The 20,845-nt window shown below is 64.4% G+C and carries 20 protein-coding genes; 2 read left to right on the top strand and 18 right to left on the bottom strand.

The window, feature by feature from the left end:
• Nucleotides 1-2 precede the first annotated feature (2 nt).
• The 7 genes from ASE30_RS10395 to ASE30_RS10370 all read right to left on the bottom strand — a co-directional run bounded on the left by ASE30_RS10395 (nucleotide 3) and on the right by ASE30_RS10370 (nucleotide 7,573).
• Nucleotides 3-260, bottom strand: a complete 258-nt coding sequence (locus tag ASE30_RS10395; RefSeq protein ID WP_057284223.1) for a PAAR domain-containing protein — start codon at nucleotides 258-260, stop codon at nucleotides 3-5.
• 34 nt (nucleotides 261-294) lie between these two features.
• Entirely contained in the window at nucleotides 295-1,326 is a 1,032-nt protein-coding gene (locus tag ASE30_RS10390) for a DUF6708 domain-containing protein (protein WP_057284222.1), read from the bottom strand.
• Nucleotides 1,326-3,899 carry a T6SS effector BTH_I2691 family protein gene (locus tag ASE30_RS10385; protein ID WP_057284221.1) on the bottom strand — a complete coding sequence of 858 codons (2,574 nt, stop codon included), beginning with the start codon at nucleotides 3,897-3,899 and terminating at the stop codon, nucleotides 1,326-1,328. The genes ASE30_RS10390 and ASE30_RS10385 overlap by 1 nt, the downstream gene beginning before the upstream one ends.
• 13 nt (nucleotides 3,900-3,912) lie before the next feature.
• Nucleotides 3,913-4,791: a DUF4123 domain-containing protein gene (locus ASE30_RS10380; protein ID WP_057284220.1), complete on the bottom strand. Its 879-nt coding sequence runs from the start codon at nucleotides 4,789-4,791 to the stop codon at nucleotides 3,913-3,915.
• On the bottom strand, nucleotides 4,788-5,501 hold the full coding sequence (locus ASE30_RS29495) for a Rhs element Vgr protein (protein ID WP_235515243.1): 714 nt from the start codon (nucleotides 5,499-5,501) through the stop codon (nucleotides 4,788-4,790). The genes ASE30_RS10380 and ASE30_RS29495 overlap by 4 nt, the downstream gene beginning before the upstream one ends.
• Entirely contained in the window at nucleotides 5,446-6,867 is a 1,422-nt protein-coding gene (tssI, locus tag ASE30_RS10375; protein ID WP_235515242.1) for a type VI secretion system tip protein TssI/VgrG, read from the bottom strand. Before tssI ends, ASE30_RS29495 begins: the two co-directional genes overlap by 56 nt.
• A 187-nt stretch (nucleotides 6,868-7,054) precedes the next feature.
• Complete coding sequence (locus ASE30_RS10370; protein ID WP_057284219.1) at nucleotides 7,055-7,573, bottom strand: Hcp family type VI secretion system effector; 519 nt, start codon at nucleotides 7,571-7,573, stop codon at nucleotides 7,055-7,057.
• 529 nt (nucleotides 7,574-8,102) lie between these two features.
• On the opposite strand from ASE30_RS10370, the gene ASE30_RS10365 reads away from it, so the two are divergent.
• Complete coding sequence (locus ASE30_RS10365; RefSeq protein WP_057284218.1) at nucleotides 8,103-10,616, top strand: ankyrin repeat domain-containing protein; 2,514 nt, start codon at nucleotides 8,103-8,105, stop codon at nucleotides 10,614-10,616.
• A gap of 103 nt (nucleotides 10,617-10,719) precedes the next feature.
• On the opposite strand, the gene cyoD is transcribed toward ASE30_RS10365, so the two are convergent.
• The 9 genes from cyoD to ASE30_RS10320 all read right to left on the bottom strand — a co-directional run bounded on the left by cyoD (nucleotide 10,720) and on the right by ASE30_RS10320 (nucleotide 18,498).
• Nucleotides 10,720-11,070, bottom strand: a complete 351-nt coding sequence (cyoD, locus tag ASE30_RS10360) for a cytochrome o ubiquinol oxidase subunit IV (RefSeq protein WP_057284217.1) — start codon at nucleotides 11,068-11,070, stop codon at nucleotides 10,720-10,722.
• A complete protein-coding gene (gene cyoC / locus ASE30_RS10355; RefSeq protein ID WP_057284216.1) occupies nucleotides 11,070-11,684 on the bottom strand; it encodes a cytochrome o ubiquinol oxidase subunit III in 615 nt (204 codons plus the stop codon). Before cyoC ends, cyoD begins: the two co-directional genes overlap by 1 nt.
• A gap of 3 nt (nucleotides 11,685-11,687) precedes the next feature.
• Complete coding sequence (cyoB, locus tag ASE30_RS10350) at nucleotides 11,688-13,664, bottom strand: cytochrome o ubiquinol oxidase subunit I (protein ID WP_057284215.1); 1,977 nt, start codon at nucleotides 13,662-13,664, stop codon at nucleotides 11,688-11,690.
• A 2-nt stretch (nucleotides 13,665-13,666) separates the two neighbouring features.
• Nucleotides 13,667-14,575 carry a ubiquinol oxidase subunit II gene (cyoA, locus tag ASE30_RS10345; protein ID WP_057284214.1) on the bottom strand — a complete coding sequence of 303 codons (909 nt, stop codon included), beginning with the start codon at nucleotides 14,573-14,575 and terminating at the stop codon, nucleotides 13,667-13,669.
• Between the two features lie 258 nt (nucleotides 14,576-14,833).
• Nucleotides 14,834-15,385 carry a response regulator transcription factor gene (locus tag ASE30_RS10340; protein ID WP_056326369.1) on the bottom strand — a complete coding sequence of 184 codons (552 nt, stop codon included), beginning with the start codon at nucleotides 15,383-15,385 and terminating at the stop codon, nucleotides 14,834-14,836.
• A gap of 5 nt (nucleotides 15,386-15,390) precedes the next feature.
• Nucleotides 15,391-16,593 (bottom strand): ATP-binding protein, encoded by a 1,203-nt coding sequence (locus ASE30_RS10335; RefSeq protein ID WP_057284213.1) that lies wholly within the window; start codon nucleotides 16,591-16,593, stop codon nucleotides 15,391-15,393.
• A gap of 240 nt (nucleotides 16,594-16,833) precedes the next feature.
• Nucleotides 16,834-17,325 (bottom strand): copper chaperone PCu(A)C, encoded by a 492-nt coding sequence (locus ASE30_RS10330; RefSeq protein ID WP_057284212.1) that lies wholly within the window; start codon nucleotides 17,323-17,325, stop codon nucleotides 16,834-16,836.
• Between the two features lie 20 nt (nucleotides 17,326-17,345).
• A complete protein-coding gene (locus ASE30_RS10325; RefSeq protein ID WP_057284211.1) occupies nucleotides 17,346-17,969 on the bottom strand; it encodes an SCO family protein in 624 nt (207 codons plus the stop codon).
• A 103-nt stretch (nucleotides 17,970-18,072) separates the two neighbouring features.
• Nucleotides 18,073-18,498: a DUF2946 family protein gene (locus tag ASE30_RS10320; protein WP_057284210.1), complete on the bottom strand. Its 426-nt coding sequence runs from the start codon at nucleotides 18,496-18,498 to the stop codon at nucleotides 18,073-18,075.
• 198 nt (nucleotides 18,499-18,696) lie between these two features.
• Between ASE30_RS10320 and ASE30_RS10315 the strand changes: the two genes are divergently transcribed.
• Nucleotides 18,697-19,365 carry a peptidoglycan DD-metalloendopeptidase family protein gene (locus tag ASE30_RS10315; protein WP_057284327.1) on the top strand — a complete coding sequence of 223 codons (669 nt, stop codon included), beginning with the start codon at nucleotides 18,697-18,699 and terminating at the stop codon, nucleotides 19,363-19,365.
• Between the two features lie 3 nt (nucleotides 19,366-19,368).
• Here ASE30_RS10315 and ASE30_RS10310 read toward each other — a convergent pair whose 3' ends face one another.
• Nucleotides 19,369-20,127 carry an amino acid ABC transporter ATP-binding protein gene (locus ASE30_RS10310; protein ID WP_057284209.1) on the bottom strand — a complete coding sequence of 253 codons (759 nt, stop codon included), beginning with the start codon at nucleotides 20,125-20,127 and terminating at the stop codon, nucleotides 19,369-19,371.
• Nucleotides 20,124-20,804: an ABC transporter permease subunit gene (locus ASE30_RS10305; RefSeq protein WP_057284326.1), complete on the bottom strand. Its 681-nt coding sequence runs from the start codon at nucleotides 20,802-20,804 to the stop codon at nucleotides 20,124-20,126. The genes ASE30_RS10310 and ASE30_RS10305 overlap by 4 nt, the downstream gene beginning before the upstream one ends.
• Nucleotides 20,805-20,845 lie beyond the last annotated feature (41 nt).

Below are 20,845 nucleotides of genomic sequence, written 5' to 3'. Positions count from 1 at the left end.
GGTCAATCGACCAGCCAGCCCCCTTCACCCTCGATCAGCACGCCGCCGTGGCTGGTCTTGTCCCCCAACCGTGCGACCGCCCGGCCTTCAACCGTCGCAGCCGGCGATCCCGTCTGGATCACCGCCCCGCAGCTTATCGTGTCGCCGACACGGGCGATCGGGCGGCCATCCACCTGGGCGTGCGCGGCGCCGCTGACCACGGTTCCCTCTCCATGGGTGGGGCAGCTGTGACGATGGCCTACAAGAACAAGCGGTTGCATCGAGGGCTCCTGAATGGATAAGCCAAGACTGGGTTCATCGCTCGGCTGGCGACCGGTCGGAAGAGCCCGGTGACGTCTTCCCGGCCTCTTCAATGACCCGTGGGAATCTGGGTTCATAGCACAGCAGCAGTGACAGCCAATGGCCGATGGCGTGAATCAGAATGGCTGGCAGTATCAGGATGTTGATCAGCACGAATATCCACAATGCGCTGTGACGCAGGAACTGGGTATCCAGGCGCCAGGCGACCTTGAGCGACAGCCAGGGCCAGGGAAACTTGTTGATGAGTTTCTTGGGTGCGGGGGCAGCGGCGGGGCCTTCTTCCATGTAGCGGCGGATGTATTCCCAGAAGGCCAGCAGTTCGCTGGCGTTGCGGGTGGGCTTGCCGACGAAGGCCAACTCGATGTTGTCGGTGGGGTTGCCCTCCAGGTCCACCCCGTCGGCCCTGTCCCAGGCCAGCAGGACGAAGCCGCCTGTGCCCTCCAGTTCGGTCATGTTCTTGTCGATGACAGCTTGTGTCTTTTCCCAGTCCAAAATTCGAATGCCCCCCAGATTTTGGGGGCGTAGCAGATATACCTTACGAGTGATGCGGTTGAAACGGACGATCAGGCGTCGGGCCGTGAAACTCTCCAACCGTAGATATGGGAATGCATACTTGAAATATATGAAGATTGCCCCTACGCAGATTAGGGGAATAAATATCAGAAAAAAGTAGTCTGAAGTGGCGAGGGGTTCCCCGTTGTTACGGTGCCCCGTGAAAATTTTCTCGATCGAGAGGCCTCCTATTGCAAACAACATATAAAAAAGAAAAGCGCCAATCCATCCTAAGAATATCGTTATCACGCCTCGCTTCTCATCGTTGATCGTCCTTACGTCCAAGTAGATGTCATTGCGGGCATATACGGAGTCATTGTCGTAGACGGATGTTGAAACTGATTCGCCCACGCCTTCGGGTGCATTGAGTGCAGGTTGTCCAGGTTTGCGCTGCTGTTTCTTGACGGCTTCGTCGCACTCCTCGTAGGACATCTCTTGTTTCGATATTTGAAACGCCCATTCAATCAAGTACATCAGAGTGCACTCCCTATCGCGCGTTGCATGATTTCAACCTCTTTCTCTTCAGATTCGGTTATCCCATTGCTACGATTCTTGCGAAAAGTGCTGTGGTCCAGATAGCGCTCAAGGGCATTAGGTAGGAAGAATATTTCGATAACCATGAGTGCAAGAAAAACCATATTGAGCCCAAAAAAAATACGAAGCATGGGAATCATACGGAGTGCCAGCGATGAAGATATTTTGGCGGAGTACGTCAGAGCGTGGCCGAAACGGCCATTGGAACCGTGTTTCTCGATTAGGTATTCAAGGTAGAACCCGGCAGACGCAAGGCCGACCGCAATTGAGAGACCTGCCGCTCCCGTTTGGGCAAGCGCTCGCAATACGTATAGTGCGGAAATGGAAAACTTTTCTGCTTTGAAGTTCTCTATTGCGTCCTGAAGGTCATACCAAGCCCCCACCGCCGCAGCCCCGCCCGCCAGCGTCCCCGCCGTCAGCCTCAATCCACCCCTGAACACCTTGGCGCCTTGCTGAACTGCTGCATTGCCGCTTCGTTCCGCAAAGCCCGCCGCCGCGGCGCCCATCTCCAGACCCGCTGCGGTCAGCCCCACCATCGCCGCGGCGATTTCCGCGTACTCCCTGCTGTGCTTGTCGACCGCATCGAGGCGATTGGTCAGGTTCCAAAGCTCCAGCACCACCAGCAATCCGCCCACGCGCACTTCGGCCATGGGTCCTTTTGTGCCAGCGCGCAGGGCGTCGTCGAAGCTGCTGGCGGCGGAACGGTCCATGCGTCTCACCGTGCCCTGGCTCAACGCCTTGCCGCCGCGCGTTTCCAGGCGGAAGTGCTGGGCATAGTGGCCCAGCCGCGCATGCAGCACGTTCGCCAACAACCAGTTGGAGGGTTTGTCGACCGCTGCGGCAAGCTTGTTCTGGAATAGCGTATTGCCCAGCGTATTGACGACGACGGCCGAGCCGACCAGATAGCTGGCGGGCGGGCCAGCCGTCGTGCTCTGCGCCAATTCATCGACCAATGCGTGGGCCTTGTCGAAGAGATCGGCCAGCTTCTTGATCCGATCCTGTTGCGCTTGCGTATCGCGCTGCGCGAGCATGCTGCGCTCGGCGTACAGTTTGTCGATCTCGTCCTCGGCGGATTCCTGGTTTTGCGCCAGCGACCGCCAGAACAGGTTCTCTCGTGAAATGCCCGCCTCGCGCCAACGCTCTAGCAGTGCGTGGCCAACGGCGGTGGCGTTCATGCCGGCGATGGCGCGGCCTATCTGGTCTTCGAACAGCATTCCCTGTTCGGTATCGTCGCGGTCGAAGGCGTCCAGCGCGTTGAGGAATGGCTCGCTCTCAAGCCAACGCAGATGGTCCGCGGCCCTGGCATCCTTGGCCTTGTCCGTCTCATCGACAATGCGGTGATAGTCGGCCAGGAACGCCTGGCGCATGTCTTCGTTGATATACGGCGCGTACTTGTCCCAGCTTTCCCGGCGCCGCTGGCCCGCGATACGCTCCTGCACCTGCCGCTGGTGCTCTGGGTTGCGGTAGTTTTTGTAGTTGCCCGCCGATTGGACAACGGCATGGCGATTGCTCATTTCGTATTCGCGGTCGGTATAGCGCACGCCGGTATTCTGTTCTTCCTTGTAGTAGTCGCGCTCGGCGGTTTCAGCCAGCGTCTTCTTGATGTTCTCGATGGCGAAAGCGATGGTGAACTTGCGATGGTTGGTGAGCTTTTCTCCATCCTCGGTTTTCATGAAGGCTTCCACGGGCTCGGTGCTTGCGTTGCGCCAGGCATTGAGCTCCTGAGTGATGCCGATCGCGTCGTCGACGACAATCGCCGCGCCACGGTATTCCTTGCGGCTGCCAGCGGGCATCATCTCGGCACGCGCGGCCATATAAGGCGGAGGAAAGGAAGGAAATGCCTGGGTCTTGAGCAGATCGCGAAGCGCGGGCCGACTGTTCGCGGCAAAGTCCGCCACGGCCTCAAGCTGGTGCTGAGGCAGCACGTTGTCCATCTCGGGCGGAGCGGCCGACGCGAGCTTGGCCACATCGATGGAGGCCAGCGTGTCCCGATACGACGCCAGGACGCGATACTTGCGCAGTACGTCCTTGGTCAAGGGAGCTGGACTGAAGAGCAGACGCAGGTCGCCGATATCGTCCAGGTCGTTGATCTTGAGCATCCATGTCATTCCCTGGATGCCGTCCCTGCCGGCGCTGATCGGCGCGGGGGGCGCCCAGGGATTTTCGGCATCGATGTAGTCGAGCGTGCCGAGTTCCGAGACGCGATATTGACTATGCCACGCGTAAGAGCCGATGCTCTTGCGTTTGAGCAGGACATAGAGAAAGCCCGCTCGCATGGGCCGGAGCGCGTAACTCGATTCCGCCAGGTCGCTCGCCTGTCTGGGTTTGTCCAGATGCTTGGGCAGCGACGGCAACAACTGGCGCTGGGCGGCGGTCCCGCCGACGGCGCCATAGCGCAGCGGCAGGATGGTGAACGTGCGCGTGCAGGTCACTTCCGCGCCGGGATTCAGCATGGTATCGAGCAGTGAGCGGTTGTCTTCGCATCGGTCGAAAGTGTCTTTCCAGCCATACATGGCGGTTCTTCCTCTATAGGTTTGGGAACGCGCGCACCTTCAGCGCCTGTGCGAGGGGCTGGCCGTCATTGCGTGCTTCCGCCAGCGCCTCCTGCCATGCGGCGATGCCGCGCAGCTTGCGCCCGTGCAGGGCAAGCAGGGTGACGTAGTCGGCCAGGTCGCCCGGCCGCGTCAATCCTCCCGCTCGCGCCTCGCGCAGTAGCGATCCCACCAATCCAAGCCGCGTTCCATGACAGTTTTCCTCCATTCCCGCAGCGGTGAGCGGCTCACGGAGTTGTTCGGCCAGGCGATAACTGAGCGGGTCGCCCGCCAAGGCGTCCCAACACGCCTGATCGAGCTCAATGAGCGGGACGCCGGCATGCCGGGGCTGGTCGTAACCCGGGTAGTGCCGCCAGGCTTTGCGCTCGGGATGAGGTTCGGTTACCCACCAGGATTGGACGGGGGCCAGCAAGTGGCCGATACCCGGCAGATCGTGCCGCGCATGAAGCACGGGAAACGCCAGCTCGGTATGGAAGCGCAGCATGTACGTGTGGCCGTCGGGTCCTCGGGCGGTCGTGGCTTGGGCAAGGTGCGCGGCGAGTCCGGCTGGCGGCAAGGCGCTGATCAACCAGCCGCATAGGGCGTCTCCGGCTTTATCGGTCAAGGTGCGATGAAAGTCGTATTGGCGTTGAAGATCGGCATCCGGCTCCGCTGCGAACAGCCACGGGCCCATCTCGCGAAGATTGGAGAAACACGGTTGATTCAGTAGCGGCCACGCGGTGTGCGCATGTCCGTCCAGCAAGGTCTGACGCGCAGGCACTGGCAAGCGCGCCATTTCCACGATGGCGGTCAGGCGATGTGACGGCGACTTGCGCAACGGGTTGATCAGATCCTGTGAAAACGATGTGGTCATGCGCCCGCTCCTTCCAACCGGACGAGGCTGCGCCCTTCCGCGATGGCCTTCAGCAGGCAGCCCACGCACACGGGTTCTCCCATGTCCGGGACGCCGCTGTGGGCAATCGAATTGGCGTGGCCTTGAGCGGAGGTCGACAACGGACCTTTGATCTGTATCGCAATGCCATCCAGCGTGATGCCGGCGCCATCGATGCGCAACGTCCCTCCCGGCGCCCTGATGGTCAGGCTATTCGCGGCGAGAATCTCGTAGTCCTGGGTGCGATGCGTGATGCGCTGGCCAACTTGAATGTCGGCATGGCCTTGGATCTTTTGTTCAAGGTGACCGCCGATTTCCACCCAGTGGTTTGCGGTCGTCCTGTCCTGGCGGTTGTTGCCGACCGCTTCGATACGGTCTTTGGCGATGGTGATGCCGTGGTTGCGTCCGATGCTGAGCAGGTCGTCGCGGCCTATGTCCTGCTGCCGGTCCTGCCCCACGGTGACCTGCTCGTCATTGCCCACCGTCTTCTTGCGGTCATGCCCGATGACGATGCGCTCGTCGTGTTCGACCTGTTCGCCGCGATCGTGGCCGATGAAGGTGGATTCGTCATGGTTGACGTGGATGTTCTGGTCCTTCTGCGCATGGATGTAGATCTCTTCCTGATCGAGCTCGTCGTCAAAGCGCAATTCGTTGAACCCATCGCCTTTGTGGGACTTGCTCTTGATCGTCATCCGCGTCTTGTGCTGCGGCAAGGCGTAAGGCGGCAGGTTCGTTGCCCGGTACGTTCTTCCGGAAATGATCGCCGATGCGCGGGATCGCCATATGGCCCCAGGCCGCGCCCGCCCAGTTCTGCGACACGCGGATCCAGCACGAGCTGTGTTCGTCGTGCTTGCCCAGGCGATCCCAGGGAAACTGCACCTTTACTCGCCCGTACTCGTCGCAATAGATCTCTTCGTTGGCCGGACCCACGACTGAAGCTATCTGCGGGCCGTCGATGCGCGGCTTGACGGCGGGTTCAGGCTTCCAGTCCACGCGGTCGGGCACGATGTCGGCGGTGTAGCGGTACTGCGTGCCCTGCGACGCTTCGGCCCCTTCCTCCTGCTGGCTCGTGTGCTGCACGCCGTGGTGCCGCATGCGCACCGGGCGCCAGCCGTGGTTCCAGTCCTCGCGGGGGTGGCCGGTCAGGTCGAAGGCCACGCCGGGAACGAGGCGTGCGTCGTCGCCCTCCACTCGCGCCATGCGGGCGTCGCGGCGCAGTCCCAGCAAACGGCTCTGCGTAAAGGGCTTGCCTGCCTCGTCGCGCTTGTAGCGGCCGGGGTAGTCGTAGCGTTCGTATCGCGGGTCCTGACGATCCAGGTCGGCGGCGACCGGCGAATGCTCCTGGTCGTACTGGGGATGCGTGTAGGTGTAGTCACGCTGCGTCTGGCGCGCCGTGCGCACGTGTTCTGCGTAGGTAAAGCGCCGCAGCGCGGGCGCCGGCTGGTCGCCTCCGGCTGCCGAGTTGTACTCCACCGGCCCGCCTTCGATCCCGCCGTGCACATAGATCCGGTCGCCGTGGATCAAGCGATGTCCCTTGTCCGTGTGCGCAAAGCGGTAGAAAAATCCCTCTTCCGCGGCCAGGCGGGCGAGGAAGGCCTGGTCGGTTTCTCCGGCCTGCACGCAGTACTCGCGCGGCAGGTGCGGGTTGGTGGTGACCTGTTCGTAGTCCGTGATGCCGTGCGACTTGATGATCTGCTCAAGGATGTCGGGCACCGACTGCTGCTGGAAGATGCGCCAGTCGGAGCACAACTCAGCGCGCGCCAACGCGGGTTCCACCACGGCGCGGTAGCGCGTCCTTCTGAAGCCGGTGTCGCCCTGCTCGAAGCTGGAGACCACGCCATGGACGTGTCGCACGGGCATATCCCCGCGCCAGATCGTGAACAGCGCCGGTTGATCCAGCATCGCGCCAAAGTCCACCGCCGGATCGAAGCTCGACAACTCCACGCGCAGAAGGAAGGTCTCGGACAAGGCTTCATCGAGCGTGAATTCGAGCACCTCGAAGTCCACGCCTGTGGCGGACGGGGAGAACGTAAAACGCACATCGGATAAACGGGGCATATCGACATCCTGAGCAACCGGAACGATGGAAACAATCGTTCCGGCTGCGTAAGAACAAAAACAGGACGGAGTCACCGCTTGCGGCGGACTCCCGGGCCCTGCTTGAACAAGCGGGCTTGTCGAGCCAATCTCTCATCTGAGCCCAGCTCAGCTCACCCTGGACCAGCTCAGCTCAGCCCGGCCCGGCTCAGCCTTCCAGCGGCTTGCGCCAGTCGTCCGAGGCTTCCGTGCCCGCGATCGCGTGCGTCCAGGTGATCTTGCGGTAGGCCATGGCCACCTTGATCAGCTGCGTGTAGTCCGACTTGCTGGGGTCCTGCGCGTGCGGCAGCACGCTGGTGATGTCCACGATCGTGGCGTCTTCGAGTTCGGTCGTGAAGAAGTGTTCCTGTTTGCCGTCGATGGACGTGCGGTACCACTTCACTTCCACCTTGGGCAGCATTTCGCCGGCGGCCAGGGCCTGGTACATCAAGGGCGTGGCCTTGTTGAGCGCGCTGGTGAAGGTGAAGGGCTTGTGCACGCGCTGGCCGGAGGGTTGGCCGCTTTGCGGGTCGGTCGGGGTGTTGACGCGGTGCTCGATCTCTTGGACCAGGATCTGGTCTTCGTGGCCTTCCACGTAGACGTTGCCGACCGAGTCGGCGGTGAAGGCGCCCTGGGTGATGTTGCCCTGGGTTTTGCCGGTGATGCTGATGTAGGCGGGGGTAGGCATGACGGAACTCCGTTGTCGTCGTTAAGGCCCGTTCAGGGCCGGAATATCCCGAAGCAGGGATACCGGCGACATATGCAAAGTCCGTGCCAGTTTCAGGAATTCAAAATAAACCCATAAGAATCAATGAAGTAGGGGCGGTTCCGACCCATGGATGCTTGTTCTAGGGGGCCACGGCGCCAAAAAACCAGGTTTTCAACGAAAAACCGGGCCAAGTTTGACCCGGCGTTTTATAAGCCATTGATAACTAAGGAAAGGGATCGGGCCAAATTTGACCCGGTCGGGTCAAATTTGGCCCGATCCGTGTTAGCAACGAGTTTCTGGCTGAGCGATCAATGCACTCCTTGCCATCGCCGTTCAACATTCCTCGCCAGCAATGTTGGAAAGCGCTGGCCGGCGAATGCCGCCGTTCGGTCGCGCAGTCCCGAACCGCCCTTCGGATACCCGGGAGGCGCGTGGCCCAGCAAGGCGAGAGCAAACCGCCGGGCGGGTATCATCGGCATCCTTTTCCTTCGCATCACTTCACCGACGCATGCCGCGCATCTTCCGCCCCGCAGTTTCCCGTTCGTTCGGCGCCGTCGCGCTGGCGCTGGCCGGCCTGGCGGCGGCGCCGCCGCCCGCCCAGGCCTACGATATCGGCGCCGTCATCGAATCGATGCGCCTGTCCCGATACCCGTTGCGGGAACCGGAGCGGCGCGCGTGGGGCACCGAGAACGTCAAGGATGCGGTGCTGGTCGGTCAGATGGAAAACCGCCTTTATCTGTATCGCTATATCAGGGAGGACGGCAAGGCGTTCCGGCTGGACTTCCGGTCCCAACCGCTTGTGATCGACCCCGCGCGGTGGAATGCGTCGCGCGAGGAAAACGTGAGCGTCCGGCCGCCGCGCGGCGCGGAGACGTTCTACTGGGTGGGCTACCGCCACGACGGCGCGGGCGACGCCGAGGCCAATGGCTACCTGGTGGATGAAACCGGCGAGGCCGCCACGGTATCCGCCGACGCCCGGCTGGCGGTCATCACCAGCAGCCGTCCCTGGGACGAGGCGCGCCGCGCGCAGGCGCTGGCGTCGTTGCGGCCGGCGCTGACGGACTATCCCGGGCGCATGAAGACGTTTCCCGCGGAGGTGCGTTTTGAACATCGCACCCCGCTCGACGTGACGGCCACCTTCCGCACCCTGCATCAAGTGGCGCGCGCGATCCCGCGCGCGAAGACGGCCGAGTTCAGCCGCGCGCTGGCGGACCTGCGCCGTTTCGTCATGGAGCAGGACTACCGCGAGATCGACCCCGGCGGCAAGGACGCGGACATGCTGACGGCCCTGAACGACTACGGCTTCTGGCTGGCCGAATCCGGCGACGCGGCGCAGGCGGACCGGATTCTCGGCGATGTGCTGCGGCGCGATCCCGCGCGCACGGCGGCCTATCTGAACCGCGGCGACGCCCGCTGGGCGCAGCGCGGAAAAGCCAGCGACAAGCGCGGCTACTTCGAAGCCCTGGCGCGCGAGGACTACCGGCTGTATTGCTCGCGGCGCCTGGCGGCCAAGGAGCCCATCCCCGCCAATATTGCCAGCCGCATCGGCGCCGCCCTGGATGAGAAGTCGCTGACCCGTGATGCCTGCCGGCCGCGGCTGGCGATCTTCAAGGCGATCTCCGCGGATGACCTGGATGCGGTGCGCGCCGAGCTGGCGGGCGGGCAGGACCCCGACGGCGTGAACGAAAACGGCACGTCCGCTTTGGCGGGGGCCGTGTCGCGCAAGCAGATGCAGATCGCGCGGGCCTTGCTGGACGCGGGCGCAAAGGCCGATGGCCCCAACAATGGCTTTCCGCTGCTGGCCAGCGCGCTGCCCGACGCCAAGGACACGCGTCCGGCGGCGGAGCGCTATGCGCTGGCGGACATGCTGATCGCGGCGGGCGCGACCGTGGACGCGGTCGACTCGAACGGCACGCCTTTGCTGATGCGGCGCATCTCCTACTACAGCGAAGACCAGGACAATCTGGCGTATCTGCTGGACAAGGGCGCCAACCCGAACGCGCGCGAGAAGAACGGGCGCACGCTGCTGCACGCCGCGCTGCAAAGCCCCAAGAAATTCTGGTTCGCCGAGAAGCTGCTGGCCAAGGGGGCGGACATCAACGCCGCCTATATCCGCATGTACTACGGCAATCGCGCCATGTGGGAAACGCCGCTGCTCGAAGCGCTGCGCGAATCCTCCACGGGCGAACTCACGCCCACGGCCGTGTATCCGGTTCCCGAACGCGTGACCTACGTGCTGGACCATGGCGCGGATCCGGCGGCGGGCGGCTACGGCAGCGGCAAGACGCCCGAGCGCAATGGTCTGAACGAGGCGCTGAGCATCGCCGTCCGCTACCTGCAGCCCGCGCTGGTGGACCGGCTGGCCCAGGCCGCCGCGAAGCCGCAAGCGCCTTTGACGCCGGAGGCGCTGTCCAGCCTGTTGAGCGTCTGGAACCAGGTCGAAATCCGTGCATCCGTCAATCGGAACAGCGAGGCCTGGGATGCCCAGCGCGCCAAGCTGCGCGCCGTCGCGGAGCGCCTGCTGGCGGCCGGCGTGCCTCTGTCCAGGACGGATGACGCGACGGGCATGAACAGCAACGGCATTGCGCCAGCCAGCCTGCCGTGGCTGCCCGACGATCTCTATCTGAACTGGCTGGAGCGGGGCGCGGATGCTTCCGACCGGACGGACCCGGGCATCCGCATCGAAGGCGTTGCCGACGCCGATGCGCTGCCGCTGGTGACGATGCTGCGCCTGGGCAAGGACGCCAAGGTCAACATGCTGCTGGAGCACGATGCCGGCCTCTACCGCACGCCGTGGCGCTGCGGCATGGCGGTGGCGGACATGCTGGCCTGGCAACTGGACAACAGCGGTCCGGTCGGCCCGATGGGCGCGCGCGCCGTGCGGCAGGTGCTGGACGGCGCCGCGGGCGCGGCCGCCTGCGACCTTAACCAGCAGTCGCGCGTGCAACCCTTTGTTGGCGTGACGGCGGCCGAACTTGCGCGGCGCGCGAACGTGGCGTTGACCGTGAAGGCGCCCGGGTAGCCGGGGATCGCAAGGAAGCAAGGGGCGGATTCAATGCCCCTTCCGGCCAAAAAAAACAGGCGCCCGGGGGCGCCTGTTTTTTTGCTTCAACGGCGGACCGTCATTACATGGCGTGACCCATGTTGACGTTCATGTTGTACAGCACCCAGGCCGAACCGCCGACGATGATGGCGATGATCATCACGGTGAAGACAAAGGCTGCCAGGTTGTCGCGGGCCGATTTCGATGCGCCCATGTGCAGGAAGTACACCAGTTGCACCAGCAACTGGAGCACGCACAGCGCCACCACGCCGATGATGGTGGCGGTATGGGACAACGCGCCGTACATCACCAGGCCGAACGAGCCGAAGGTGAGAAGCAGCGAGAGCACGAAACCGATGATGTAGGACTTCAGGCTGCCGTGGTCGGCGGCGTGATCGTCGTGGCCGTGTGCGGCCGCAGCGGAGTGCGACATCAGAGGGCTCCCAGAAGGTAGACAAAGGTGAAGACGCAGATCCAGACGATGTCCAGGAAGTGCCAGAACAGGCTCAGGCACGCCAGACGGCGCTTGTTGGTCGAGTCCAGGCCATGGCGGCGGATCATGTCCAGCAGGACGATGATCCAGATCAGGCCGAACGTGACGTGCAGGCCGTGCGTGCCGATCAGCGTGAAGAACGCCGACAGGTAGGCGCTGCGGCCCGGACCGGCGCCGATGCTGATCAGGTGATGGAATTCATAGATTTCCATCGCGATGAAGCCCGCGCCAAACAGGAACGTCACCATCAACCAGCCCATTGCGCGGGCCTTGTTGTTGGCGTGGACGTTCAGGTTGGCCATGCCGAAGGTGAAGCTGGAGAACAGCAGCAACAGCGTTTCGACCAGCACGAACTTCAGGTCGAACAGTTCCTTGCCGGTGGGGCCGCCCGCGGTGGCGTTGGACAGCACCGCGAACGTGGCGAACAGCACCGAAAAGATCAGCAAGTCGCTCATCAGATAGACCCAGAAACCGAAAACGGTCTTGGATCCATCGTCGTGATGCGCGTGATCGTCGTGACCCGCGTGGGGGTGGGTGGCTACGGCTTGAATCATGGCTCAGGCGGCCTTCTGCATTTTGTCAAAGTGAGCGTTTTCGATACGTTCGACTTCCGCGGCCGGGACCCAGTAGTCGATGTCGCGGTCATAGGCGCGAACAATGAACGAACCGATCATGCCGACGAAGCCGACGATGGACAGCCACCAGATGTGCCAGATCAGGGCAAAGCACATGACCAGGCCAAAGGCGCCGATGAACACGCCGATGGCGGTGTTGCGCGGCATGTGGATGTCTTCGTACTTGGCGGGGCGCTTGTAGGCCTTGCCGCTTTGCTTGTCTTCCCAGAACTGGTCCAGTTCATCGACGTGAGGAACGTGGGCGAAGTTGTAGAAAGGAGCCGGCGAGGAAATCGCCCATTCCAGGGTGCGGCCATCCCAGGGATCGCCGGTGACGTCCTGGTTCTGCTTGCGCTGGCGCACCGACACGAACACTTGCTGCAGCAGGAACCAGATGCCCAGCATGATCAGCGCGGCACCGGCCAGCGCGACCAGCAGGTAGGGCTGCCATTCGGGGTTGTCGTAATGGTTCAGGCGGCGCGTCATGCCCTTGAAGCCCAGGATGTACAGGGGCATGAAGGCCATGAAGAAACCGACGAACCAGCAGTAGAACGAATAGCGGCCCAGACGCTCGTTCAGCGTGAAGCCGAACGCCTTCGGGAACCAGTAGGTCATGCCGGCGATGCAGCCGAACACCACGCCACCGATGATGGTGTTGTGGAAGTGGGCGATCAGGAACAGGCTGTTGTGCAGCACGAACGACACGCCGGGGATGGCCAGCATCACGCCGGTCATGCCGCCGATGACGAACACGATCATGAAGCCCAGCGTCCACAGCACCGGCGTCGTGATGCGCAGGCGGCCGCGGTAGATGGTGAACAGCCAGTTGAAGATCTTGGCCCCGGTCGGGATCGAGATGATCATTGTCGCGATGCCGAAGAAGGCATTGACGTTGGCCCCCGCTCCCATGGTGAAGAAGTGGTGCAGCCAGACCAGGAACGACAGCACGCCGATGGCGGCCGTGGCGTAGACCATGGACTTGTAGCCGAACAGCGTCTTGCGGGCGAAGGTGGCAACCACTTCCGAATACACGCCGAACGCCGGGAGCACCAGGATGTAGACCTCGGGGTGGCCCCAGATCCAGATCAGGTTCACGTACATCATGACGTTGCCGCCCATGTCGTTCGTGAAGAAGTGCGTGCCCAGGTAGCGGTCCATCGTCAGCAGCGCCAGGGTCGCGGCCAGCACGGGGAAGGCGGCGACGATCAGGACGTTGGTGACCAGCGAGGTCCACGTGAAGATCGGCATCTTCATCAGGCTCATGCCCGGCGCGCGCATGCGCAGGATGGTCACGATGAAGTTGATGCCGCTAAGCGTGGTGCCCAGCCCGGATATCTGCAGGGCCCAGATGTAGTAATCCACCCCCACGCTCGGGCTGTAGTCCAGCCCGGACAGCGGCGGATAAGCGAGCCAGCCGGTCGCGGCGAATTCGCCCACGAACAGCGAGATCATCATCAGCGCGACGCCGGCGCCGAACAGCCAGAAGCTCAGCGAGTTCAGGAACGGGTAGGCCACGTCGCGGGCGCCGATCTGCAGCGGCACCACGATGTTCATCAGCCCGGTGATGAAAGGCATCGCCATGAAGAAAATCATGATGACGCCGTGGGCGGTGAAGATCTGGTCGTAGTGGTGCGGTGGCAGGAATCCCGCCGAGTCGGCGGAGGCGACCGCCAGCTGGGTGCGCATCATGATGGCGTCGGCAAAGCCGCGCAGCAGCATGATCAGCGCGACGATGATGTACATCACGCCGATGCGCTTGTGGTCGACGGACGTGAGCCATTCCGTCCAGAGGTACTTCCACTTGCCGAAGTAGGTGACGGCGCCGAAGACCGCTAGGCCTCCCAGGCACACGGCGGCCAGCGTAACCATGACGATAGGTTCATGGTACGGAATGGCCTCGAGGGTGAGTTTCCCGAGCATTGTTAGTTGATTCCTGCGATCAGATTATTCGACGTGGAGGTGCACGTGGCGGAGTCCACGCCGGCCATCTTGGTCATCGTGCTGCCCAGGATGAAATCGAACATGGCGGGCGGCGCCGACGAGTACTTCACGACCGGGTTGCGCTCGCTGCGCTTGGTCAGTTCCGCGTAGACCTCGGGGGTCAGGGCGGAGGGGGAAGCCTTGGCTTCCTTGACCCAGTTGTCGAACCCTTCCTGCGACATGGCGTGGGCATTGAAGCGCATGCCGGAGAAACCGGCGCCGCTGTAGTTGGCCGAGATACCGGCGTAGGTGCCGGCTTCACGCGCGTTCAGGTGCAGCTTGGTCTCCATGCCGGCCATCGAGTAGATCTGGCTGCCGAGCTGGGGAATGAAGAACGAGTTCATGACCGATGCCGACGTGATCCGGAAGTTGACCGGAACGTCCACGGGGAACGCGATCTCGTTGACCGTGGCGATGTCGTACTCGGGGTAGATGAACAGCCACTTCCAATCCAGCGAAACCACCTCGATGGTCACCGGCTTGTGTTCGGAAACGAGCGGCTTGTAGGGATCCAGCGCGTGCGTGGAGCGCCAGGTGATCACGGCAAGAATCGCCACGATGATACAAGGGACGGTCCAGACCACGACTTCGATCGCCGTGGAGTGGGCCCACTTGGGCTGGTAGTCAGCTTTGGTGTTGGATGCGCGGTATTTCCAGGCAAAAGCCACGATCATGAAGAGGACTGGAATCACGACGAGGAGCATGAGCCCGGTCGCGGTCAGCAGCAACGTCTTTTCCTGGATGCCAATATCTCCCTTGGGGGAGAGGATTTCCATGTTGCAGCCGCCAAGCAGCATGACCGCGCCGACGCCGAAAATGCGCGTAAGGGTCGCAAGGAGGGGGTGTTTCACGTACAGCCTTGGATGGAAGGTGGGAAATGCTGCAGGGCAGCAGACTGGAATGCTGCCAAGCAGCAACGTCCATCCTATCGGTTTGATCTGGGTCAAGCGTGCGACGAATGGTCGCATTGCCTGGGAGGAATCTGGCCACTAGGCGGCAGATTCAGGGTTTTCCTAGGGGAGCAGACGCCCCGGAGGAAGCGCAGGGGTGCGACGATATGTCGCACCTGCACAGAGCGGTGTGGCGGATATGTGTCGCACCCGCACAAATCAGTCCGCTACGACTTCACGTTCCGGCCCCGGTTTTTTTGCCAGCTTGCGCTGCAAGGAGCGCCGGTGCATGCCCAGGAGACGCGCCGCCGCGGAAACATTGCCGCCGGTTTCGTGCAGGGCCTGGTGAATGTGCTCCCATTCTAGGCGGTGCAACGGCGTCATGGTCGTTTCGATGGTAACTGTTTCCGGCTTCACCAGGCCCAGGGTGCGCAGGATCATCGGCGCCGTGGCCGGCTTGGGCAGGTAGTCGTCCGCGCCGCGCTTGATGGCTTCGACGGCGGTGGCCACGCTGGCGTAGCCGGTGACCAGCAGGATCCGCATGTCCTCGCGCAGGGCGCGCAGCGGACGGATCAGGGTCAGGCCGGAATCTTCGCCCAGGCGCAGGTCTACCAGGGCGAAGGCGGGGCGGATTTCCTCGGCCACGCGCAGGGCTTCGGCGATGCCGGTGGCCGTTCTGGTTTCCAGCCCGCGGCGCGACAGGCTGCGCTGCAGGGTGCGCACATAGAGCTCGTCGTCGTCGATCAGCAGGCCAAGATCGTTTGCATTCATCACATTCAGGTCCCGGGGTTGCCGAGGGGCAGGTAGAAGCGGATGCGGGTGCCGCCGCCATCGGCAGCGGTCATGGTCATTTCGCCGCCCATCTGTTCGACGGTGGCATGCGACAGCGCCAGGCCCACGCCCAGCCCTCCCGGCTTGCCGCTGTTGAACAGGCTGGTCGCGGGCAGCAGGGTCTGGTCGGGATCGAAACCCCGTCCGTAGTCCCGGACTTCACCGCGTAGCGCGCCATAACCGTATTCCAGATGCAGGTGCACGCGAGGGGCTTCGGCGGCTTCGCCGGCGTCCGCCGCGTTATTCAACAGGGCCTGGAGCAGATGGGCGATGGCCGGATCCACCCGCAGGCTGGTGGGCAGGGTGCCCGAGCGCTGCAGGTCGATGGTGGGCCGGATCAGGCGCCATTGCCCCACCACGCGGACCAGGTCCACGGCAGTTGGGACCGCCAGGTTGCGGATGCGTTCCCGGCACAGGGCCAGCAATTGGCCCAGGGTGGCGACGTCCGCCCGCAGGTCCTCGTCATGGACCTCGGCGGCGATCTCGTCGGTCAGCAGGGTCATGGTGGCCAGGGGCGTGTTGAGTTCATGCGCCATCGCGGCGGCGTGCGTCGCCAGGGCGACGATGCCTTCGTTGCGGGTGAAGCGTTCGCGCAGGCGCGCAAGTTCGCGTTCGCGCGCGCGCAGGTCCGACGCCAGGCGGGTCGAGAACACCAGCACCACCACCACCGAAATCAGGAAATTGGCGCCCAGGCCCCACAGCAGCAGGTTGTGCGTATCGACGTCGCCGCGCAGGGGCTGACCGAAAATGGCGGCGGCGGCATAGCCCAGCACGCCGGCCAGGGCCGCCGCCAACGCCCAGTTGCGAGGCAGCGCCAGGGCCGCCAGCGCGGTCAGGATCAGGAACATCGTCCCGAACGGGTTGCTGATGCCGCCGCTCCAGCCCACCATCCAGGCCAGCACCGCCATGTCGACGAACAAATGGCCGAAGGCCGTGGCATGGGACAGGTCGCGGGGATGGCGCAGGCGCAGGCTGGCGTAGACGTTGAAGCCGATCAGCACGCCCACGCCGACCCACAGCGGTTCCAGCGGCAGGTCCAGGCCCAGCACGCTGCTGGCCAGCAGGATGGTGGCGGCCTGGCCCGCGATGGCGAGCCAGCGCAGGCTGCAGAGGGTACGCAGGAATGAAAAGGCGGAACTACCGGGCATATCCAGACACAAGGGCGCCGGCCAACCAGCCGGCAGTTACGGGCGCCCGGCTGCGCGGAACGCTGGCATCCGGCGCGCGGCGGGAGGGGCCGGCTGCCGCCTGGCCGTGGAAGGCGCGGGCGGGGGATGTGCTGGCATTGTATGGTGAATCAGGGGGAGACGCTGGCCAGGGCCGGCGCCATTTGTCCCTGATTTTTACGGCAAGGGCGGTCCGGCGCAAGCGTCCCGCTGGCCCATCGATCAATGGCCGTGGCCGGCGGCGGGCGCGGCCGGGGCGTTCAATGGCCGCGCCACCGCGTCCACGGGCACGCGCCGCTGCTGACGCGCCGCGTCCTCCACGACCAGCGTCAGTTGGACGTGATCGCCCGGCGTGATCTGTCTGGCCAGATCGATCAGCATGACGTGGTAGCCGCCGGGCTTGAGTTCGACGGCCTGACCGGCGGGCAGGTCTATGCCGGGCACCTGGCGCATCTTCATGACGTTGTCCTGCATCGCCATCTCATGCACTTCGACATGCTTGGCCGCCTGGGATTCCACGGCGACCAGCCGCCCTTGCGCGGCGGACGTCAGGCGCATGAACACACCGGTCGCGTGCTGATTGGGGACCGTGGCGCGCACCCAGGCGTCTTCCACCGACAGGGCGGCGTCCTGAGCCAGGGCGGCGTGACCGAATCCGGCCAGCGCGCAGAAGGCGAAGAGGGCGGCCAGGGGCTTGAGCGAGATTTTCTTCATGATGGTTTCCTTTGCGGGGGTCAGAGCACGGTGCGCAGGTCTTGCGCGCATTCCTGCGCGCTTTGCTGATGGCGCAGGGCCAGGCGCAGCTTGCCCTGGGCGTCGATGATGTAGGTCAGCGCGGTGTGGTCCATGGTGTAGGACGAACCGGTGGGGACCTTCTGATAGAAGACTTTGAAGGACTGGGCGGCGGCGCGGGTCTGTTCGGCCGTGCCGCGCAGGCCGACAAAGCCCGGGTCGAAGGCCTGCGTGTACGCGCGCAGGATCTCGGGCGTGTCGCGCTCGGGATCGACGGTGATGAACAGGATCCGCAGCTTGTCGGCGTCCGCGCCCAGCAGGCCCTTGATCTCGACGGCGCGGGTCAACGCCGTCGGGCAGATGTCCGGGCATTGCGTGAAACCGAAGAACAGCATGACGGGATGGCCGCGGTAGTCGGCCAGCCGGCGCTCCTGGCCATCGGTGTCCTGCAACTGGAAGTCTCCCGCCGGCATGCCGGACAGGTCCATCCCGTTGAGCGGCGGGGCGTCGGGGCCGCAGCCGGTCAGGGCCAGCAGGGCAAGGGAAGACAGCAGCAGGCGCCGTCGCGGATCGGGGGCGGCGGCGCGCATCGCGCCAGCACGCGCGTGCGGAAAGAGGGAATGCATGTATACCTCTGGGTGACGTGTCGGCAGGGCGCGGCAAAGCCGCGCGGTGGCGCCTGTCCGCACCGAAAAGGTGTCTATCGGTATGGGCAGGCCCGGAACGGCGTCAGGCCAGAAGCGGTGGGGCTCGGGAACCCAGCGGCGGGCCCTGTGCGGGCTGTGCGGGAACGGCGCGATGCGGGGGAGCAACCGGCGGCTCTGCGGCCGCCGTCGGCAGGATGGGCGTCAGCGCGGACGAGGGGGCGGGCGCGACGTGCGCGAGCAGGCCGAAGGGACATTGCGCGCCGGTGCCGGCGGCATCGTGGCCCGCCTTGCCGGCCTTGTCCGGGGACAACGCGACGCTGAGCACGGACAGGTTGCCGGCGGCCGAGCAGAACGTGACCTCCAGCCGGCCGTCGTGCAGCGCGCGGGCATCGGGCATGTAGCCGGACGGAACCAGGGCGCGCAGCGCCAGGGCCAAAAGCGCCAGCCACAGCACGCCCTGGGCGCGCAGGGCGCGCATCGTGCGCAAGAGGCTGGTCGGATATGGCATGCAGGCATTCTATGCCAAGCGTTCCCAATTTCTTGGTACCCTTGAGCGCACTTAGTTCCGACACGCCACCCAGTGCCCCAGGTTTCTGCGCTTTCCTTGCCCGTTTCGAACTTGCGAGTCTCGACCTTGACCTTTTCCGCCGCGCCCGCCGGTTCCCGCCGCGCGGGACCCTGCACCCGCCTGTGGCTGGGCGCGCTGATGGCGGCGATGCTGGTGCTGCTGTCCGCTTGCGGCACCACCAAGGTCCAGCCGGGCTACTACCGGGTCCAGTCGGGCGACACGCTGTACCAGATCGCGCGCAAGGAAGGGGTGAGCGTGGGCGACCTGGTCCGATGGAACAAGCTGTCCAATTCCAATTCGATCGAGGTCGGCCAGGTGCTGCGGGTCGATCCGCCCGCCGGACAGGCGCGCGCGTCCACCCCCAGCAAGGCCCGCAGCAAGCCGCAGCCGTCCAAGCAGCCGACCGCGACGGCGGGCAAGCGGCGCACCGCTCCGCCGGGCGCGATCTCGCTGGTCTGGCCCGCGCAGGGCAAGGTCACGCGCGGGTATGACGGCGCGCATTCGAACGGCATCGTGATCAGCAATACGTCGGGCACGCCGGTCGTGGCCGCGGCGCCGGGCACGGTGGCCTACTCCGGCAGCGGCCTGCGCGGCTACGGCCACCTGGTGATCGTCAAGCACAACGCCAGCTTCCTGAGCATCTACGCCCACAACAGCAAACTCCTGGTCAAGGAAGGGCAGCGCGTCACCCAGGGGCAGAAGATCGCCGAAATGGGCAACAGCGACAGCAAGCAGGTGGGGCTGTACTTCGAACTGCGCTACGACGGCCAGGCGGTCGATCCGGCCGGGTCCCTGCCGTCGAAATAGCGGCTACTGCAGCCCCGATTCCTGTGTCAGCGTCGAGATGAAGGCGGCGGTGCGGGGGTCCGCGGGCCGCGTGAACACCGTGCGGGAATCGCCGGATTCGACCACGCGGCCGTCCAGCAGGAACACCACTTCGCGCGATACGCTGGCGGCCAGGCGCAGGTCATGCGTGGCCATCAGCATGGTCATGCCTTCGGCGGCAAGCTGGCGCAGCACGTCCACCACTTCGGCCGCCAGGCCGGGATCCAGCGCCGAGGTGGGTTCGTCGCAGAGCAGCACGCGCGGTGCGGGGGCCAGCGCGCGGGCGATCGCCACGCGCTGTTGCTGTCCGCCCGACAGATTGGCGGGCCAGGCGTCCGCCTTTTCCTGCATGCCGACCTTGCGCAGCAGTTCTTCCGCCCGCGCGCGGGCGCGGGCGGCCGGCCACTTCTGCACCGTCAGCAGGCCTTCCATGACATTGCCGATCACGGTCTGGTGCGGGAACAACTGAAAGTTCTGGAACACCATGCCGGTCTGCTTGCGCACGCGCTGGACCTGTTCGCGGGCCAGCTTGCGGCCGGGCTGGAAGTCGACCGTCTCCGGTCCGATTTCCAGCGTGCCGCGGTCGGGCACTTCCAGCAGGTTCACGCAGCGCAGCAGGGTGCTCTTGCCGCTGCCGGAGGGGCCGATCAGGGCGGTCACGCTGCCTTCGGCGATCCGCACATCCACCTGCTTGAGCACGGGATTGCCGCCGAATGCCTTTTCGATTTTTTCCAGGCGGATCATCGGGTCTTCTCGGTAAACACCGCATGCTGGCCGAAGCGGCGCTCCAGGCGCACCTGGGCCGCCGACAGGACGGAACTGAACGCCAGGTAGATCAGCGCGGCTTCGGTGTAGAGGATCAGCGGTTCATAGGTGACGGCGGCGATGCGCTGCGCGGCCTGGAAGATCTCGGGCACGGTCAGCACCGCTGCCAGCGAGGTGTCCTTGACCAGCGCGATGAAGGAATTCGACAGCGGCGGCACGGCCACGCGGGCCGCCTGCGGAAGAATGGTGCGGCGCAGGGCCTGGCCGCGCGTCATGCTCAACGAGTACGCCGCTTCCCATTGGCCCTTGGTGATGGATTCGATGGCGCCGCGGATCACCTCGGAGTTGTAGGCGCCCACATTCAGCGTGAAGCCGATCAGCGCGGCGGGCAGCGGATCCAGCACGATGCCCAGGCTGGGCAGGCCGTAGAAGATCACGAAAAGCTGCACCAGCAGCGGCGTGCCGCGGATGAGCCAGACATAGAAACGCACCACCGCCACCAGCGGGGCGGGGCCGAACAGCCGGATCAGCGCCACCAGGAAGGCCAGCGCCAGGCCCAGCGCAAAGGACATCAGCGTGAGCGGCACCGTGAACACCAGCCCGGCGTGCAGCAGGGGCCAGAACGAGTCCGCCATGAGCTGCACCCAGGCCGGCACCGACCATTCGCCAATCTTCGCCAGCAGCCAGTCGGGCAGGA

It is taken from the genome of Achromobacter sp. Root83 (assembly GCF_001428845.1).
Lineage (GTDB): Bacteria > Pseudomonadota > Gammaproteobacteria > Burkholderiales > Burkholderiaceae_B > Achromobacter.
This window is presented reverse-complemented; position numbering and strand designations above follow the sequence as displayed.

Excerpts from the sequence above, each read along its gene's own strand:
- ASE30_RS10325 (WP_057284211.1), bottom strand. The coding sequence starts at position 17,969 with ATGCATTCCCTCTTTCCGCACGCGCGTGCTGGCGCGATGCGCGCCGCC.
- ASE30_RS10380 (WP_057284220.1), bottom strand. The coding sequence starts at position 4,791 with ATGACCACATCGTTTTCACAGGATCTGATCAACCCGTTGCGCAAGTCG.
- cyoB (WP_057284215.1), bottom strand. The coding sequence starts at position 13,664 with ATGCTCGGGAAACTCACCCTCGAGGCCATTCCGTACCATGAACCTATC.
- ASE30_RS29495 (WP_235515243.1), bottom strand. The coding sequence starts at position 5,501 with ATGACGATCAAGAGCAAGTCCCACAAAGGCGATGGGTTCAACGAATTG.
- ASE30_RS10340 (WP_056326369.1), bottom strand. The coding sequence starts at position 15,385 with ATGAATGCAAACGATCTTGGCCTGCTGATCGACGACGACGAGCTCTAT.
- cyoC (WP_057284216.1), bottom strand. The coding sequence starts at position 11,684 with ATGATTCAAGCCGTAGCCACCCACCCCCACGCGGGTCACGACGATCAC.
- tssI (WP_235515242.1), bottom strand. The coding sequence starts at position 6,867 with ATGCCCCGTTTATCCGATGTGCGTTTTACGTTCTCCCCGTCCGCCACA.
- ASE30_RS10365 (WP_057284218.1), top strand. The coding sequence starts at position 8,103 with ATGCCGCGCATCTTCCGCCCCGCAGTTTCCCGTTCGTTCGGCGCCGTC.
- ASE30_RS10310 (WP_057284209.1), bottom strand. The coding sequence starts at position 20,127 with ATGATCCGCCTGGAAAAAATCGAAAAGGCATTCGGCGGCAATCCCGTG.
- ASE30_RS10385 (WP_057284221.1), bottom strand. The coding sequence starts at position 3,899 with ATGTATGGCTGGAAAGACACTTTCGACCGATGCGAAGACAACCGCTCA.
- ASE30_RS10390 (WP_057284222.1), bottom strand. The coding sequence starts at position 1,326 with ATGTACTTGATTGAATGGGCGTTTCAAATATCGAAACAAGAGATGTCC.
- ASE30_RS10320 (WP_057284210.1), bottom strand. The coding sequence starts at position 18,498 with ATGCCATATCCGACCAGCCTCTTGCGCACGATGCGCGCCCTGCGCGCC.
- ASE30_RS10315 (WP_057284327.1), top strand. The coding sequence starts at position 18,697 with ATGGCGGCGATGCTGGTGCTGCTGTCCGCTTGCGGCACCACCAAGGTC.
- ASE30_RS10330 (WP_057284212.1), bottom strand. The coding sequence starts at position 17,325 with ATGAAGAAAATCTCGCTCAAGCCCCTGGCCGCCCTCTTCGCCTTCTGC.
- ASE30_RS10335 (WP_057284213.1), bottom strand. The coding sequence starts at position 16,593 with ATGCCCGGTAGTTCCGCCTTTTCATTCCTGCGTACCCTCTGCAGCCTG.
- ASE30_RS10395 (WP_057284223.1), bottom strand. The coding sequence starts at position 260 with ATGCAACCGCTTGTTCTTGTAGGCCATCGTCACAGCTGCCCCACCCAT.
- cyoD (WP_057284217.1), bottom strand. The coding sequence starts at position 11,070 with ATGTCGCACTCCGCTGCGGCCGCACACGGCCACGACGATCACGCCGCC.
- ASE30_RS10370 (WP_057284219.1), bottom strand. The coding sequence starts at position 7,573 with ATGCCTACCCCCGCCTACATCAGCATCACCGGCAAAACCCAGGGCAAC.